Below are 14,954 nucleotides of genomic sequence, written 5' to 3'. Positions count from 1 at the left end.
TCTGACTACGGTAATGGTGCTGTTATCCGGGTGTACTTCTGCTAATACGCCGAAGTGGACGCCAGAGGAGATGCGGACGGAAGGCGGCTGGTGGGACAGCAATATCGTCTACTGGTTCTCGCTGATGCTTGAGAAATTCGCAGATTGGTTTAACGGTGAATATGGACTGGCGATTCTCGTCCTTACGATCATCGTCAGAACGATCATTCTTCCGCTTAGCATCAAACAATTTAAGAACTCTAAGGCGATGCAGAAGCTGCAGCCTGAGATGGCGAAGATTCGGGAGAAGCACAAGGAAGATCCCCGCAAACAGCAGGAAGAGATGATGAAGCTCTACCAGGAGCATCAAGTCAATCCGCTGGCCGGCTGTCTTCCGCTCATTATTCAGATGCCGATCTTTATCGCGTTGTACCGTTCGATTACGGTTAACGTGGATGTCAGCACGCACTCCTTCTTGTGGCTAAAGCTTGGCGAACCCGATCATTATCATATACTGCCCATCATTGCGGCGATTACGACTTTCGTGCAGTCGTACATGATGATCAAGATGCAGCCTAATTCGCAGATGGGGCCGATGAAGGCGCTTATGTTCGTCTTCCCGATCCTGATCTTCGTCATGGCGCTCTCGTTCCCGGCGGCGCTGCCTCTCTACTGGATTTACACGAACATTTACACCATTGTACAGAACTATTTCATGTATGGACGTTCGCCGAAACCGGAAGGTACAGGCAAGGAGGCCATATCCAATGAAAAAGCTGGTGGCAATCGGAAGAACAGTGGAGGAAGCGGTAAGAAACGGGCTAAGTCAACTCGGCGTTGATCAGGATCGCGTGACCGTATCCGTTCTCGAGCAGCCGAGCAAAGGATTGTTCGGCCTGATCGGAGCGAAGAATGCGAAGGTTGAGATTGAACTGCTTCCCGATGGCGAGGAAGAGGCGGTGAACTTCCTTCGCGAAGTGACCGAAGCGATGGGGCTGCAGGTTCAGATCGACCGCAAGAGTGACCGCGAGCAATTATTGCTTCATATGACCGGCGGCGATCTGGGCATCTTGATAGGACGAAGGGGACAAACCCTCGATTCCTTGCAATACCTGGTAAACATCGTGGCGAATCGCCATTCCGACCGGCATCTGAGAATCGTGCTGGATGCGGAGCAATTCCGCGAGCGCCGACGGCAGACGCTGGAGTCGCTGTCGGATCGGATGGCGGGGCGCGTCGTTCGAACGAGGAAGGAAGTCGTGCTGGAGCCGATGTCTTCACAGGAGCGGAAGATTATTCATGCGCGCTTGCAGACGCATCCGCAAGTGAAGACCTACAGCCAAGGCGATGAACCGCACCGCTCGATCGTCATTGCCCTGAAGTAATTTGTCGCAATCACGCAATGGCTCCCGCAAGTTTCGCGGGTCATTGCGTTTTTTGCATATCTAGAGAAGTGACGATGGCGATGGTTGTTGAATGTTGAATGGGCGCGGGATGATGAATATATGGTAGAAAAAAGAGGGAGCACCATGACGGAAGATACAATTGCGGCGGTGGCGACAGCGCTGGGTGAAGGCAGCATCGCGGTCGTTCGGATCAGCGGTCCGGAGGCGGTGGAGAAGATCGCTCCGCTGTTCCGGTCGAAGACCGATCTGCGCCAGGCGCCAACGCATACGGTGAATTACGGATGGATGGTTGACCCGGTGAACGGCGCCGTGCTCGATGAAGTGCTGGTGACGGTGATGAAGGGGCCGCGTTCGTTCACGGCCGAAGATGTGGTGGAGATCAGCACGCACGGCGGGATCGTGGCTGTTCAGGCGGTGCTGGAGCTGGTGCTGCGAAGCGGCATTCGGATGGCGGAGCCAGGCGAATTCACGAAGCGGGCGTTCCTCAACGGCCGGATCGATCTAGCGCAGGCGGAAGCAGTCATCGACTTGATTCGTTCAAAGTCGAACCGGGCATTCCAAATTGCGCAGAAGCAGTCGGAAGGCGCATTGTCGAAGCGGATCGTGCCGCTAAGGCAGAAGCTGTTGGAATTGCTCGCGCATGTCGAAGTGAATATCGACTATCCGGAGCATGATGTGGCCGATATGACGGCCGCTTCCATTAAGGAGACGTGCGGAGAAGCGCTGAAGACGGTAGAGGAGCTGCTAAAAACGGCGGCGGAAGGCAAAATATTGCGAGAGGGTATCGTGACGGCGATCGTCGGCCGGCCGAATGCCGGCAAGTCGTCGCTGCTGAACGCGCTGGCGCAGGAGAACAAAGCGATCGTGACCGATATTCCGGGCACGACGCGCGATATTATCGAAGAGACAGTGTCGCTCGCCGGCATTCCGCTGCGACTGCTCGATACGGCGGGCATCCGGGAGACGAGCGACGTCGTGGAGCGAATCGGCGTGGAGCGCTCGCGCGGAGCGCTGAATGAAGCAGATTTGATCCTGCTGGTGCTGAACCATGCGGAACCGCTGCACGAGGACGAACGGCAGCTGCTGGAGGAGCTGGCGGATCGGCCGGCCATCGTCGTAGTGAACAAGATGGACTTGGCTGGTGACTTGGAGCTGGATGAGGTGAGGAAGCGGTTCGATGAGGATCGGATCGTTCGCATCTCGGCGAAGGAAGGCGCGGGGATTGAGGCGCTGGAGAAGGCCGTATCGAAGCTGTTCTTCGGCGGAGGGATCGAGAGCGAGGACCTGACGTATGTCAGCAATGCGAGACACATAGCTCTGCTTCATCAAGCCGGCCAATCGCTGAAGGATGCGATGGCGTCATCCGATGAAGGCATTCCGATCGATCTCATTCAGATCGATCTGGCTTCGGCGTGGGAGAGGCTTGGCGAGATTGTCGGCGATACCGCTTCGGAATCGCTGCTGGACCAAATTTTCTCCCAATTCTGTCTGGGGAAATAAAAGAGGAAGCAAAGGCGCGGCGGGAGTCGCGATGAGGAGGGAATATACGGGTATGGGGTATCTTGGAGGCGACTATGATGTAATCGTCATCGGCGCGGGCCATGCAGGCTGCGAGGCTGCGCTCGCTTCGGCTCGAATGGGCTGCGAGACGCTGCTGCTGACGATAAACTTGGATATGGTGGCGTTCATGCCGTGCAATCCGTCGATCGGCGGTCCGGCGAAGGGCCATGTTGTACGCGAGATTGATGCGCTCGGCGGCGAGATGGGACGCAACATCGACAAGACGTTCATTCAGATGCGGATGCTGAACACGGGCAAGGGTCCGGCGGTTCATGCGCTGCGCGCGCAGGCGGATAAGTTCTTGTATCAGCATACGATGAAGGAGACGATTGAGAAGACGGAGCACCTGACGCTGCGCCAGGGGATGGCCGAGGATCTCATCGTTGAGGATGGCGTGTGCAGAGGCGTCATTACGAAGACGGGCGCGGAATACCGGGCGAAGGCTGTCGTGCTGACGACCGGCACTTATCTGCGCGGCAAAGTCATCATTGGCGAGCTGATGTACGAGAGCGGACCGAACAACCAGCAGCCGTCCATTAAACTGTCCGAGACGCTGCGCCGAATCGGACTGGAGCTGGCGCGCTTCAAGACGGGCACGCCTCCTCGCGTGCATCAGGATACGATCGACTTCAGCAAGACGGAGATTCAGCCGGGCGACGACAATCCGAAATATTTCTCATTCGAGACGATCTATGCGGAGCAAGCGAACGATCAGATTCCTTGCTGGCTGACGTATACGTCGGAGGAGACGCACAAGATTATCAACGATAACCTGCATCGCGCGCCGATGTTCTCCGGCCAGATCGAAGGAACGGGACCGCGCTATTGCCCGTCGATCGAGGATAAGATCGTCCGCTTCGCGGATAAGCCGAAGCACCAGATCTTCCTGGAGCCGGAGGGCCGGAATACGAAGGAGTATTACGTCCAAGGACTGTCCACGAGTATGCCGGAGGATGTGCAATTGAATATTCTTCGTTCGATTCCGGGTCTGGAAAAGGTGGAGATGATGCGTACCGGCTACGCGATCGAGTACGATGCTGTCGTGCCGACGCAGCTATGGCCGTCTCTGGAGACGAAGATCGTGTCCGGCCTGTTCACAGCGGGTCAAATCAACGGCACTTCCGGTTATGAGGAAGCGGCGGGCCAAGGCATCATGGCCGGCATTAATGCGGCCCGGAAGGTGAAGGGCGAGGAGCCCGTCATCATCGAGCGCTCGGCCGGTTACATCGGCGTCATGATCGACGACCTCGTGACGAAGGGGACGAACGAGCCTTACCGTCTGCTCACTTCCCGCGCTGAATACCGTCTGCTGCTTCGACATGACAACGCCGATCTGCGGCTGACGCCGCTTGGTCATGCGATTGGGCTTATTCCGGAGGAACGCTACGCCCGGTTCTTGGAGAAGAAGGCGAAGGTTGAAGCGGAGATCGAGCGCTTGAAGGAGACGAGGTTCAAGCCGGACGAGCAGGTGCTGGGTCTGCTCGCTTCTCGGGAATCCGCTCCAATTCAGAATACGGTGGATGGCGTCACGCTGCTTCGCCGGCCGGAGATCACGTATGCCGATCTGGAGAAGCTCTCGCCTTCACCAGTAGAACTGACGGATGATATAAAGGAACAGGTTGAGATTCAAATTAAGTATGCGGGTTATATCGACAAGCAGCTCCAACAAGTCGAACGACTGGCGAAAATGGAGAAGAAGCGTATCCCCGAAAACATCGATTACAGCATCATTCACGGACTTGCGACAGAAGCGAAGCAGAAGCTCGACAAGGTTCGTCCACTCTCGCTAGGCCAAGCGTCGCGAATCTCGGGCGTTACACCGTCCGACTTGTCGATTCTGCTCGTTCATCTGGAGCAATTCAATCGGACGAAGGCGGCGAGCGGGGGTTAACATGGACAGCGTACAGCAATGGTTCCAGCAGCAGGCGGAAGGGATCGGGATCGCGCTGTCGGAGCGGCAGTTGGATCAATTCGAGACTTATTATAAGCTGCTGGTCGAATGGAACGAGAAGATGAATTTAACGGGCATTACGGAACGGGAAGCGGTGTATGAGAAGCATTTCTACGATTCGCTGACGGTCTCGCTCGCAGTGGATATGAAGGGAGCCGATTCGTTGGCCGATATCGGCTCTGGCGCGGGCTTCCCGGGATTGCCGCTGAAAATCGCATTTCCCCACCTCCGACTAACAATCGTTGATTCGCTGGCGAAGCGGATTCGCTTCTTGGAGGAGGTAGCAGGGCAACTGCAGCTTAATGATGTCGTGAACATACACGGCAGGGCGGAAGACATTGCCCGGCTTCCGGCGCACCGCGACCGTTATGCGATCGTAACAGCCCGCGCGGTAGCGCGGCTGGCAGGCCTGAACGAGCTTTGCCTGCCGTTCGCGCGGCCAGACGGTTGCTTCATAGCGATGAAGGGTTCTGGTGTGACGGAAGAGGTTGAGGAGAGCCGATTTAGCCTTCAGAAGCTGAATGCCCAGCTAGAAGAAGTGAAACGGCTGGAGCTGCCGCTCGAGCATTCCGAACGCCATCTTGTCATACTCCGCAAGAACGGCCCGACGCCTAAAGCTTATCCTCGCAAAGCGGGACTGCCTTTAAAGACGCCGCTTCTTATCTAGCAGGTATGGAATGTTCCACGTGAAACATAGAGACGATGCTCTCCATTATGTTTCACGTGGAACATTTTTGCTTATGAAAGTTTTTTCACGGGGAGGAAATGAAGCCTCGACAGCGAATATTAATAGATAAAGCAAAGAGACGTGCCGCATATACGCCGCCGGCGTAGTTTGGCGGCGCTTTTTCGTCGAATGGCACATGATTGAACAATATAAGAACGTGGTGGTTCAGAGAAAATGAGAGAACCGTTGTCGCGCATTTTTGGCTTATCGGAACGTGGCGGTCAAGAGGAAGTTAGACAAATCTCGGTTGCAGACATCGTACCCAGCCCATATCAGCCGCGTACAGTATTTGACGACGAACGGATTGAAGAGTTATGCCAGACGATCAAGACGCACGGGGTTATTCAACCGATCGTCGTACGCATTCGCAATGGCAAGCATGAGATCATCGCAGGCGAACGCCGTTGGCGTGCGGTGACACGGCTTGGGATGGAGCAAATTCCAGCCATCGTTAGAGAGATCAATGATTCGCAGGCAGCATCTATTGCGTTGATCGAGAATCTGCAGCGAGAAGGGCTGACCGCGATCGAAGAGGCGGTTGCCTATCATAAGCTGATGGAGCTTCACCAACTGACGCAGGAGAGCCTGGCTCAACGCCTCGGCAAGAGCCAGTCGACGATCGCCAACAAGATTCGGCTGTTGCAGTTAGGGGAAGAAGTGAAGAACGCGCTGCTGGAGCGCAAGATTACGGAGCGGCATGCGCGCGCATTGCTATCCTTGCCTGATGAGGAGACGCAGAACAAGATTTTGCAGGAGATTATCGAGAAGGAATTGAACGTCAAGCAGACGGAGACGCGGATCGCCTTCTTCTTAGAGGCGACGAAGAAGCCGAAGACGCGCCGGGTGTCGTTCACGAAGGATATTCGCCTGGCGATCAATACGATTCGGCAGTCTGTCGATATGGTGACGGGATCGGGGATTCCGATCAAGTCGAGTGAACGGGATATGGATGATCATATCGAGATCGTCATTCAGATTCCAAAGCGGAAGTAACGGGCAGAAGCGCTGGCGAATCCTCGTTTCCAGTGTTTAAGAGGTTTAGAAAACCTATCGGATGTTGTAGAATTTATAGGCATTCTGTATAGGCAGCGAACAATGAGGTGAAGGGTTTTGTCTAAGATAATTGCGGTTGCCAACCAAAAGGGTGGTGTCGGGAAGACGACTACCGCCGTCAATCTGGGCGCCTGCTTATCGACGCTGGGGCGCAAGGTGCTCATCGTCGACATTGATCCCCAAGGCAACACGACAAGCGGTATTGGGATCAGTAAAGCGGATGTTGAGTATTGCATCTATGACATTCTGATTAACGACGTACATCCGAAGCAAGCGATCGTAGAGACGGGGCTTCCGAATTTGAAGATGATCCCCGCCACCATTCAGTTGGCCGGTGCCGAGATTGAGCTCGTTCCGACGATCTCCCGAGAGATTCGACTGAAGAAGTCGCTCGGATTGATTCGCAATGAATTCGATTATATTCTAATCGATTGTCCGCCGTCGCTTGGACTGCTGACGATTAATTCGTTGACGGCAGCGGACTCTGTTCTGATCCCGATTCAATGTGAATTCTATGCGTTGGAGGGACTGAGCCAGTTGCTGAATACGATCCGGCTGGTGCAGAAGCATCTGAATACGTCCCTTCAGATCGAAGGCGTTCTGTTAACGATGTTCGATGCGAGAACGAATTTGGGCATTCAGGTGATTGAAGAGGTCAAGAAATATTTTCAACAGAAGGTCTACCAGACCGTCATTCCGCGCAATGTGCGGCTAAGCGAGGCGCCTTCCCACGGTCAATCGATCATCACGTACGATCCCAAATCCAAAGGCGCCGAGGTTTATCTCGAGCTGGCGAAGGAAGTGCTGACGTATGAGCAAGCGGCTAGGTAAAGGTTTGGATGCACTGATTACTTCTTTATCTGTTAAAGAAGATGATAAAGTAGTCGAGATTCCATTAGCCCAACTGCGGGCCAATCCGTATCAGCCTCGCAAGACGTTCGATGACGACGCGATTAAGGAACTGGCGGAGTCGATCCGTGAGCACGGCGTCATTCAGCCGATCGTCGTTCGCACGGCGCTGCGCGGCTTCGAGATTATCGCGGGGGAACGGAGATTCCGTGCTTCGCAGTTGCTGGGGAATCCGACGATCCCGGCTGTCGTGCGTTCGTACACCGATCAGCAGGTGATGGAGATAGCGCTGATCGAGAACGTGCAGCGTGAGGATCTGAACGCGATCGAGATCGCGGTTGCCTATCAAGCGATTATGGATCAATTCTCCTTAACGCAAGAAGAATTGTCCCTGAAGGTAGGAAAGTCACGGTCGCATATCGCCAACTTCCTGCGGTTGCTGTCGCTGCCTGAGGAGATCAAAGACTATGTTTCACGTGGAACATTATCAATGGGGCATGCGAGGGCGATAGCCGGCATTAAGGACGATGCGAAGAAGAAAGAGCTGGCGAAGCTGACAGTAGCGAACGGCTGGAGCGTACGCGAACTGGAGGATGCGGTTCAGCAGCCGGAGGCCAAAGGGAAGCAGGCGAAGTCGAAGAACAAGACGGAGAAGCGCGATCCTTATCTCGTGGCGATTGAGAGCGAGCTCCGCGAGAGATTCCAGACGACCGTTAAGATTAAACCGAACAAAGATAAGGGCAGCATCGAATTTGCCTACTTCGGCAAAGGCGATTTGGAGCGGCTGCTTGAGATTCTTAAAGCGCTCGCATAAGGAGCGGATCGATAGCATACCCAAGTTGTAATCTTTCAGGGGAAGGATTAAACTTAGGTATGCTATCCTTGCGTCAGGACGACGCAGCGGAGGAATCCGATGAACATGAGAACGCCTATCTACATGGATAATGCAGCAACTTCGTGGCCGAAGCCGCCTGGAGTGATCGAGGCAATGGAGAGGTGCATGCGTGAGGCGGCAGCCAATCCAGGACGCGGGAGTCACGAGATGGCGGTGAAGGCGAGTCGAGTGCTGTTCGAAGGACGCAAGGCGCTCGCCAAGCTGTTCCGGGTTCGGAACCCGAACGATATTGCGTTCACGCTGAACACGACGCACGCTCTGAATCTAGCATTGCTAGGCTGGCTGAAGTCTGGAGACCATGTCATCACGACGATGCTTGAACATAATTCCATCCGGCGTCCGCTGGAGACGCTGAGAAGAAAGATTGGAATCGAAGTTACTTATTTAAAGACGAACGGGCTGGGGACGATTGATCTAAGCGAGCTAAGGGAAGCGTTCCGGCCTTCGACGAAGCTAGTTGCCGTGACGCACAGCTCGAATCTGCTCGGCACGATTCACCCGGTTGAGGAGATCGGCGCGGTCGCCAAGCAGAGAGGCGTCAGGCTGCTGATCGACGCTGCGCAGAGCGCCGGTGTGCTGGAGCTGGACGTCGAGGCGATGGGAATCGACTTGCTCGCCTTCCCTGGCCACAAAGGGCTTATGGGGCCGCAAGGCACAGGAGGCTTGTATATCCATCCAGACATCGAATTGGAACCGATCCTCTCCGGAGGGACGGGGAGCAGTTCGGAGTCGACGGAGCAGCCAATCGTGCGGCCGGACCGGTACGAGGCGGGAACGCCGAACACGGTCGGCGTCGCGGGCCTAACCGAAGGCGTGAAGTACGTTCTTGCGGAGACGACGCAGCGGATTCATCAGCGGGAGAGGTCGCTTACTGTGCAGCTTATGGAGGGCTTGCGGGCGGTGCCAGGCCTGCGGCTGCTCGGGCCGGGACCGGAGACGGAGCGGACGGCGATCGTCTCGTTCTTGCTGGACGGCGCGGATCCGTCGGAGACAGCGTTCCTGCTCGACCGCGAGTATGGCATCGCCGTTCGGTCGGGCTATCATTGCACGCCGCTCGGACATGAGAGCGCGGGGACGACGGACACGGGCGCTGTGCGTGCGAGTCCGGGATATTTTACAACCGAATCGGAAATCGTATCCTTGATTGACGCTGTATGCGATATCGCGAAGACAAACCGCAGAATCCGATAAATTTTTAGGGGACAGCACCAACAGAGATTGGCTAGCATGGGGGAGAAGGCATGAACGGGTTGGACGATAACGTTTGGCTTGCAATTGTCGCAGGCGAAGGCGTATTAACGATTGTGGCTTTGATATGGGTTGTCGCGATTACCGGCAAGTTGAGCAAGCTGAAGAAGGCGCACAAGCGTCTTGTCGGCGAGACGGGGGTGCCCGATCTGGAAGGCGTTCTGCTTGCTCTTCATAACAAGATTGGCGAGTTGGAAGACAGAAGCGAAGAGCAGGAGCAGCGTCTCGCCAAACAGGAAAAACGCCTGACTACGCTCAAAGGGCGAGTAGGCGTACATCGTTTCAATGCGTTCGCCGATTCCGGCAGCGATCTGAGCTTCTCGGTGGCGATCGTGAACGACGAGCAAGACGGTGTGGTCATCACCGGCATACACGGAAGGGAACAGACGTTCCTGTACGCGAAGCCGCTGGATAAGGGACAATCCGCCTACATGCTGTCGCCGGAAGAGAAGACCGCCATCAGTCAGGCATCGCAAAAGGAATAGCTGGACTGCGGGCGCTGCGGATGGCAAGCAGCAAGCTCTGAGAGATGATATCCGCCATCTTCATCACCAGGTTAAGCCGGGTGTTCTGCAGCACGAAATACTCCATGAATCCGCCCACGTTAACAATGCCCGTCAGATGAATATCGCCGACGGGCGGCAGATCTTTGTTGACACCCGCGCCGGGCCGGACAGGCCCAATGCCGAACTGGATGCAGCCGACGCTGGATACTTGTCCGAGACAAGCGTCCACAGCGATAATGTACGGGTTCTCGGCTTTCCGCGAGATGCGCAGTAGTGTCTCTGTCAAATTCATGGCGTGCACGGGATCGTCAAGCGTCCCGTACAGGTCGAATTGCGGATTGGCTTCACGGGCCAATGAGCTGCCGACCAACGGCCCGAGCGAGTCGCCGGTCGAACGGTCAGTGCCGACGCAGACGACGGCGATGCGCCTAGAGGCGGGGAGCGGTTCAAGGTGGCTCTCAAGCCTCATGGCCAGCCGGTTCGCGACCGAAGGATCGTTGTAAGGGATTTTCAAAGAGTGCGCGGCCGCGTCTCCTGCCGAACCGGACTTCTTCTCCCAAGCGCCGTTCATTCGTCTGCTTCGCCTCCTCCCAAGGAATGTTACTAGTATATGGATGGCAGCGTTCTTTTATACTCTTAGCGGCACAAGTCTTGCGGAGATATGGATAGAGGACGTGGCGGGTAGAGAGACGTAATGGGGCAGAGGGGCGGCCGATAATTGGAAGGGGGCTGCAGCGAATGGAAGCCTGCTTGATTGCCTTCGATTCAACACAACAGGCGCTTCGAGCGGAGATGCTGCTGGAATACGCAGAGGTGGATATCGACATTCGTCCGACGCCTAAGGAGATAACGGCGGGCTGCGCGCTCTCCATCGAATTCCCCGGAGAGGCGCTCGAGGCTGTCCAAGGCGTTATCGTCTCGGAGAAGGTGGAGATCCGCGGCTTGTTCCGGATCGCCGGCCCGGGACAGTACGAACAAATCTTGTAGAGATAACGGAGGGCAGTGTCATGGGATTCCTAGAGTTGCGATCGATGCTGTTAGAAGGAGATACGATTCAAACCGCAATTGCGGATAATCTAAACTTCTGGCAGAGTTTAACGAACGACTACTGGGACATGGTGAACGATCCATCGACATGGGTGGCTGTCGTTAATGTCGCCATTAGGGTCATTCTCATCTTCCTATTCAGCCGGATCGCGAAGGTTATTCTCTATCGTCTCATTGATCACTTCGCCAATCCGAAGTCTTCCAAGCTTTATAAGCTACGCTCGCGCCGGGTCCAAACGGTCGGCAAGCTGCTCAAGAATGCGGCATCCTATGTACTTAACTTTATCGTCATCTTGCTGATTCTTGGCGAGTTCCATATTCAACTGGCACCGCTGCTGGCAGGGGCGGGCGTGATCGGTCTGGCGATCGGCTTCGGCGCACAGAGCCTCGTGAAGGACATCATCTCGGGATTCTTCATTATCCTGGAGGATCACTTCTCGGTTGGCGACGTGATCGAGACAGGCAAGTTCAAAGGGACGGTGGAGATGATCGGCCTTCGCTCCACCCGGCTGAAGAGCTGGACGGGCGAGGTATTTATCATCCCGAACGGCTCGATCATCGACGTGACCAACTACTCGGTGAACGAATCGCTGGCGGTCGTCGACATCTCCATCGCGGCAACCCAGCAGTTAGACGAGGCGATGGACCGCATTCGCGGCACGCTGCTAAAGTTCGAGGATCTGAATCTCATTGGGACTCCGGAGCTGCTTGGCGTGCAGACGCTAACGGCATCAGACGTGGTGCTGCGGATTACGGCAGTCTGCCGGCCGAATACACAGGCATTATTGTCCCGGAGGCTGTATGCGGAGCTGAAGAAGGGACTGGAAGCGGCCGGAGATCCGCGGTACGCGCCGGCGCTGGAACGGACGGGAGGGTGAGATCGGAATGGAGCCGAAGGTATTCCAATTAGGCGATATCGTGCAGATGAAGAAGCCGCACCCGTGCGGCACGAACGAGATGGAAGTCATCCGCATGGGGATGGACATCCGCATCAAGTGCGTCAAGTGCAAGCATAGCATTCTGCTTCCGCGCGCCAAGTTCGAGAAGAGCATGAAGAAGGTGCTGCGGTCGGCGAATCCGGATAGCGGCTCGGAGGCTGCAAGGGGAGCGGAGGGCTCGGCGGATGCTTAAGACGCCTTAGACGGCGGATTAGAGCGAGGAGCTAGCTTTGGGGCTGTCATAGCGGCGGATAAGGCGCAATCGCAATATAGCGGAATAAAAAGGCATACTCAATTAATGGGCGAATCTGTTGCAAGCCCGTCCCAAATGTGATATGATACTTCTTGCTGCGGAGAGGTACCCAAGAGGCCCAAGGGGGTTGACTCGAAATCAACTAGGCGTCGCAAGGCGTGCGTGGGTTCGAATCCCACCCTCTCCGCCATAGAACAAAAACGTCCAACCGATTCCTGTATGACAGGGATCGGTTTTTTTGTGAATATGGCGCATTCCCCGGCGTGAAGTCGCCAATGTCATGACCCGAACGATCTCGAGACGTGAACGGCATTGCCTCTAGATAAAGCGAAAGAACCCCTCGCGGGGTTCTTATCGGGCGACATTAATGGGAGTTGAAGTCGTTGCCTAACGTTGCTGTAGCATTCCAGCGCTTCGGTCTAACGGGTCACTACTTCTCGATCCGTTGTGTTACAGACTTGGTGTCTTTGGCACAACCCTCCGTTCCTACTCCGTTTGGTACGGCACTTCCTTCGGCTTGTTGCCTGCAGGGTTCAATGGAACCACACCTCTCTGTTTGTCGCCGAGATCTAGAATGTCCCGGAATCCGGCTGCTTATACATCAAGTTAGCCGTGATTGTTAAATCTCTTCCACTTGCGCCGGTGATTGGACGTCTCCGGGAATCGTTCGCCCTTATGCAGATAGACGCGCTTCGGATTATTGATTCCCGTGTGGAAGTCTGCTTCGCCGATCTCAATGTATTCTCCTTCGTTCGGCGCGCGCTGGCCGGGCTGGAATTCGCTCTGCTCTCCCATTCTGATCACCCCCTAAGCTAACCGTGAGCGGAATCCTCGATATTGTCTGGGAAAAGGCGCGCGGCTATGCAAGTCAATTCCCGCCTGACAGTCAGCAGGGGATCATTTGGCAGGACAAGCCGCAGCGGTGTTGCATTGACCGGTATTTCGAACTGTGTTAAAGTATATTGGTATGCCATAAAGAAGCATACTCCTTGCTCCTCGGCCGCATGGACATGTCCAGCGGTATGAGAAACGGGGGGCCAAAGACCAAAAGGAGGTGAACGGAAGATGCGCAACTACGAGTTGATGTACATCATCCGTCCGGACGTGGAACAAGAAACCGTTCAAGCTGTCGTGGAGAAATTCCAAGGCATCATCGTGAACGGCGGAGAGATCGTGAAGCAAGATGTTCAAGGCAAACGCCGCCTTGCTTACGAGATCAACAAGCACCGCGAAGGGACGTATGTGTTGGTCCAATTCAAAGCATCTAGCGAGATCGTGAACGAGCTGGAACGCGTCCTGAAGATTACGGACGAAGTCATTCGCCACATGATCGTTAGAGACGTTGTCGCCTAAGCGACGGGAACAACGCAGCAGCCCGGCGGGTAGCCCGCCGTGAGTCGTCATTGTTGGGAGGGAACCAACCATGTTGAACCGTGTTATTCTGATCGGACGCTTGACCCGCGATCCTGAGCTTCGTTATACGCCTGCAGGCGTAGCCGTGGCCCAATTCACGCTGGCTGTCGACCGCCCCTTCTCCCGCGATAACGGAGGAGAACGCGAACGCGAGGCGGACTTCATTCCTGTCGTCACTTGGCGCCAATTGGCCGAGACCTGTGCGAATTACCTTCGGAAGGGCCGTCTGGCCGCCGTGGAAGGGCGCATTCAAGTGCGCAACTACGAGAACAACGAAGGTCGCCGCATCTACGTAACGGAAGTGATCGCCGACAACGTGCGATTCCTTGAATCTGCTAACCGCGATGGCGGCGGGCAAGGACAAGGATCGAACGACTTCGGAGGCGGCGGATTCAGCGGAGGAAGCGGCGGCGGTTACAGCGGAGGCGGAAGCCGAAGCTCCGGATCGCGCAGCAGCGGAAGCAACGTGGACCCGTTCGCCGATGACGGCAAGCCGATCGATATATCGGACGATGATTTGCCATTCTAAACACAGGAAGGACGGAGAATAAATGAGCGAACAACAACAAGCAGCTCCAGCAGCAGCTGAGCGTGGTCCTCGCGGACCTCGTGAGGGCGGCGGCGAAGGCCGTGAGCAACGCGAGCCTCGCAAGTTCCGCCGCGGCCGCAACAAGCGCCGCAAAGTATGCTATTTCACCGTGAACAAGATCTCGCATGTCGATTACAAGGATCTGGACTTGCTCCGCAAGTTCATCAGCGAGCGTGGCAAGATCCTGCCGCGCCGCGTAACCGGCACGAAGGCGAAATATCAGCGTATGCTGACTGTTGCCGTTAAGCGCGCGCGCCAAATGGCGCTGCTGCCTTACACGACGGAGTAAGCAAAGCTCAAACAGAAGCCTCTTCGGTTCTTCCGAAGAGGCTTTTTGTTGTATATTTTAGCAAATCATGCGATTATAATCGGCAAGATCGGCGATCGATCCGCCTATACTATACTTTAGCATCGAGGTCCAGACGAATTGATCTTGGATATCGGCCGGCATGGGCCAAGATGTAAATGGGCAAGCAATAAAGAGAGCACCCCGAAGGCCCGAAGGGTGCTCTCTCTGTATATTTTTTTGTCGAAAACAGC

General features: G+C 55.5%; 18 protein-coding genes and 1 tRNA gene. 17 read left to right on the top strand and 2 right to left on the bottom strand.

Going from position 1 to position 14,954, the window contains the following annotated elements; all coding sequences use genetic code 11:
• Positions 1-13 precede the first annotated feature (13 nt).
• The 10 genes from H4Q31_RS13120 (at position 14) to H4Q31_RS13075 (ending at position 10,153) form a co-directional block, all read left to right on the top strand.
• Complete coding sequence (locus H4Q31_RS13120) at positions 14-820, top strand: YidC/Oxa1 family membrane protein insertase (protein ID WP_185179529.1); 807 nt, start codon at positions 14-16, stop codon at positions 818-820.
• Complete coding sequence (jag, locus tag H4Q31_RS13115; protein WP_185179513.1) at positions 747-1,364, top strand: RNA-binding cell elongation regulator Jag/EloR; 618 nt, start codon at positions 747-749, stop codon at positions 1,362-1,364. The genes H4Q31_RS13120 and jag overlap by 74 nt, the downstream gene beginning before the upstream one ends.
• Before the next feature lie 144 nt (positions 1,365-1,508).
• Positions 1,509-2,885: a tRNA uridine-5-carboxymethylaminomethyl(34) synthesis GTPase MnmE gene (gene mnmE / locus H4Q31_RS13110; RefSeq protein ID WP_185179512.1), complete on the top strand. Its 1,377-nt coding sequence runs from the start codon at positions 1,509-1,511 to the stop codon at positions 2,883-2,885.
• Positions 2,886-2,937: 52 nt separating this feature from the next.
• Positions 2,938-4,836, top strand: coding sequence for a tRNA uridine-5-carboxymethylaminomethyl(34) synthesis enzyme MnmG (gene mnmG, locus H4Q31_RS13105; RefSeq protein WP_185179511.1), 1,899 nt, complete (start codon positions 2,938-2,940; stop codon positions 4,834-4,836).
• 1 nt (position 4,837) lies between these two features.
• Positions 4,838-5,563 (top strand): 16S rRNA (guanine(527)-N(7))-methyltransferase RsmG, encoded by a 726-nt coding sequence (gene rsmG / locus H4Q31_RS13100; RefSeq protein WP_185179510.1) that lies wholly within the window; start codon positions 4,838-4,840, stop codon positions 5,561-5,563.
• A 234-nt stretch (positions 5,564-5,797) separates the two neighbouring features.
• A complete protein-coding gene (gene noc, locus H4Q31_RS13095; protein ID WP_185179509.1) occupies positions 5,798-6,616 on the top strand; it encodes a nucleoid occlusion protein in 819 nt (272 codons plus the stop codon).
• Positions 6,617-6,733: 117 nt separating this feature from the next.
• Entirely contained in the window at positions 6,734-7,507 is a 774-nt protein-coding gene (locus tag H4Q31_RS13090) for a ParA family protein (protein ID WP_185179508.1), read from the top strand.
• On the top strand, positions 7,488-8,339 hold the full coding sequence (locus tag H4Q31_RS13085; RefSeq protein WP_185179507.1) for a ParB/RepB/Spo0J family partition protein: 852 nt from the start codon (positions 7,488-7,490) through the stop codon (positions 8,337-8,339). The genes H4Q31_RS13090 and H4Q31_RS13085 overlap by 20 nt, the downstream gene beginning before the upstream one ends.
• 99 nt (positions 8,340-8,438) lie before the next feature.
• The gene (locus H4Q31_RS13080; RefSeq protein WP_376698244.1) at positions 8,439-9,611 is read left to right on the top strand and encodes an aminotransferase class V-fold PLP-dependent enzyme; all 1,173 of its coding nucleotides are present in this window, start codon (positions 8,439-8,441) and stop codon (positions 9,609-9,611) included.
• 50 nt (positions 9,612-9,661) lie between these two features.
• Entirely contained in the window at positions 9,662-10,153 is a 492-nt protein-coding gene (locus tag H4Q31_RS13075; RefSeq protein ID WP_185179506.1) for a DUF4446 family protein, read from the top strand.
• Here H4Q31_RS13075 and yyaC read toward each other — a convergent pair.
• Positions 10,128-10,745 (bottom strand): spore protease YyaC, encoded by a 618-nt coding sequence (gene yyaC / locus H4Q31_RS13070; RefSeq protein WP_185179505.1) that lies wholly within the window; start codon positions 10,743-10,745, stop codon positions 10,128-10,130. The two genes, H4Q31_RS13075 and yyaC, sit on opposite strands and share 26 nt — an antisense overlap.
• A gap of 167 nt (positions 10,746-10,912) precedes the next feature.
• Here yyaC and H4Q31_RS13065 point away from each other — a divergent pair, with 167 nt between their 5' ends.
• The 4 genes from H4Q31_RS13065 (at position 10,913) to H4Q31_RS13050 (ending at position 12,602) form a co-directional block, all read left to right on the top strand.
• A complete protein-coding gene (locus tag H4Q31_RS13065; protein WP_185179504.1) occupies positions 10,913-11,161 on the top strand; it encodes a putative Se/S carrier protein in 249 nt (82 codons plus the stop codon).
• Positions 11,162-11,181: 20 nt separating this feature from the next.
• A complete protein-coding gene (locus H4Q31_RS13060; RefSeq protein WP_245347486.1) occupies positions 11,182-12,099 on the top strand; it encodes a mechanosensitive ion channel family protein in 918 nt (305 codons plus the stop codon).
• Positions 12,100-12,106: 7 nt separating this feature from the next.
• On the top strand, positions 12,107-12,352 hold the full coding sequence (locus tag H4Q31_RS13055) for a DUF951 domain-containing protein (protein WP_185179503.1): 246 nt from the start codon (positions 12,107-12,109) through the stop codon (positions 12,350-12,352).
• 159 nt (positions 12,353-12,511) lie between these two features.
• A tRNA-Ser gene (locus tag H4Q31_RS13050) sits at positions 12,512-12,602 on the top strand.
• A 416-nt stretch (positions 12,603-13,018) separates the two neighbouring features.
• Here the strand turns inward: H4Q31_RS13050 and H4Q31_RS13045 are convergent.
• Positions 13,019-13,207, bottom strand: coding sequence for a YjzC family protein (locus H4Q31_RS13045; RefSeq protein WP_185179502.1), 189 nt, complete (start codon positions 13,205-13,207; stop codon positions 13,019-13,021).
• Between the two features lie 270 nt (positions 13,208-13,477).
• Here H4Q31_RS13045 and rpsF point away from each other — a divergent pair, with 270 nt between their 5' ends.
• From rpsF to rpsR, 3 genes are all read left to right on the top strand, one after another.
• Positions 13,478-13,765 (top strand): 30S ribosomal protein S6, encoded by a 288-nt coding sequence (gene rpsF, locus H4Q31_RS13040; RefSeq protein ID WP_185179501.1) that lies wholly within the window; start codon positions 13,478-13,480, stop codon positions 13,763-13,765.
• Positions 13,766-13,835: 70 nt separating this feature from the next.
• A complete protein-coding gene (ssb, locus tag H4Q31_RS13035; protein ID WP_185179500.1) occupies positions 13,836-14,354 on the top strand; it encodes a single-stranded DNA-binding protein in 519 nt (172 codons plus the stop codon).
• 22 nt (positions 14,355-14,376) lie between these two features.
• Positions 14,377-14,703 carry a 30S ribosomal protein S18 gene (rpsR, locus tag H4Q31_RS13030; RefSeq protein ID WP_185179499.1) on the top strand — a complete coding sequence of 109 codons (327 nt, stop codon included), beginning with the start codon at positions 14,377-14,379 and terminating at the stop codon, positions 14,701-14,703.
• Positions 14,704-14,954: the final 251 nt, after the last annotated feature.

It is taken from the genome of Cohnella lubricantis, from assembly GCF_014212015.1.
In the GTDB taxonomy this organism is placed as follows: domain Bacteria; phylum Bacillota; class Bacilli; order Paenibacillales; family Paenibacillaceae; genus Cohnella; species Cohnella lubricantis.
Note: the sequence above shows the minus strand (reverse complement) of the source record. Positions and strands in the feature narration are given on the sequence as shown.

Coding starts and splice junctions, on each gene's coding strand:
- mnmE (WP_185179512.1), top strand. CDS start 1,509: ATGACGGAAGATACAATTGCGGCGGTGGCGACAGCGCTGGGTGAAGGC.
- rpsR (WP_185179499.1), top strand. CDS start 14,377: ATGAGCGAACAACAACAAGCAGCTCCAGCAGCAGCTGAGCGTGGTCCT.
- H4Q31_RS13085 (WP_185179507.1), top strand. CDS start 7,488: ATGAGCAAGCGGCTAGGTAAAGGTTTGGATGCACTGATTACTTCTTTA.
- H4Q31_RS13060 (WP_245347486.1), top strand. CDS start 11,182: ATGGGATTCCTAGAGTTGCGATCGATGCTGTTAGAAGGAGATACGATT.
- H4Q31_RS13120 (WP_185179529.1), top strand. CDS start 14: ATGGTGCTGTTATCCGGGTGTACTTCTGCTAATACGCCGAAGTGGACG.
- ssb (WP_185179500.1), top strand. CDS start 13,836: ATGTTGAACCGTGTTATTCTGATCGGACGCTTGACCCGCGATCCTGAG.
- noc (WP_185179509.1), top strand. CDS start 5,798: ATGAGAGAACCGTTGTCGCGCATTTTTGGCTTATCGGAACGTGGCGGT.
- H4Q31_RS13045 (WP_185179502.1), bottom strand. CDS start 13,207: ATGGGAGAGCAGAGCGAATTCCAGCCCGGCCAGCGCGCGCCGAACGAA.
- rsmG (WP_185179510.1), top strand. CDS start 4,838: ATGGACAGCGTACAGCAATGGTTCCAGCAGCAGGCGGAAGGGATCGGG.
- rpsF (WP_185179501.1), top strand. CDS start 13,478: ATGCGCAACTACGAGTTGATGTACATCATCCGTCCGGACGTGGAACAA.
- jag (WP_185179513.1), top strand. CDS start 747: ATGAAAAAGCTGGTGGCAATCGGAAGAACAGTGGAGGAAGCGGTAAGA.
- H4Q31_RS13075 (WP_185179506.1), top strand. CDS start 9,662: ATGAACGGGTTGGACGATAACGTTTGGCTTGCAATTGTCGCAGGCGAA.
- H4Q31_RS13065 (WP_185179504.1), top strand. CDS start 10,913: ATGGAAGCCTGCTTGATTGCCTTCGATTCAACACAACAGGCGCTTCGA.
- mnmG (WP_185179511.1), top strand. CDS start 2,938: ATGGGGTATCTTGGAGGCGACTATGATGTAATCGTCATCGGCGCGGGC.
- yyaC (WP_185179505.1), bottom strand. CDS start 10,745: ATGAACGGCGCTTGGGAGAAGAAGTCCGGTTCGGCAGGAGACGCGGCC.
- H4Q31_RS13080 (WP_376698244.1), top strand. CDS start 8,439: ATGAACATGAGAACGCCTATCTACATGGATAATGCAGCAACTTCGTGG.
- H4Q31_RS13055 (WP_185179503.1), top strand. CDS start 12,107: ATGGAGCCGAAGGTATTCCAATTAGGCGATATCGTGCAGATGAAGAAG.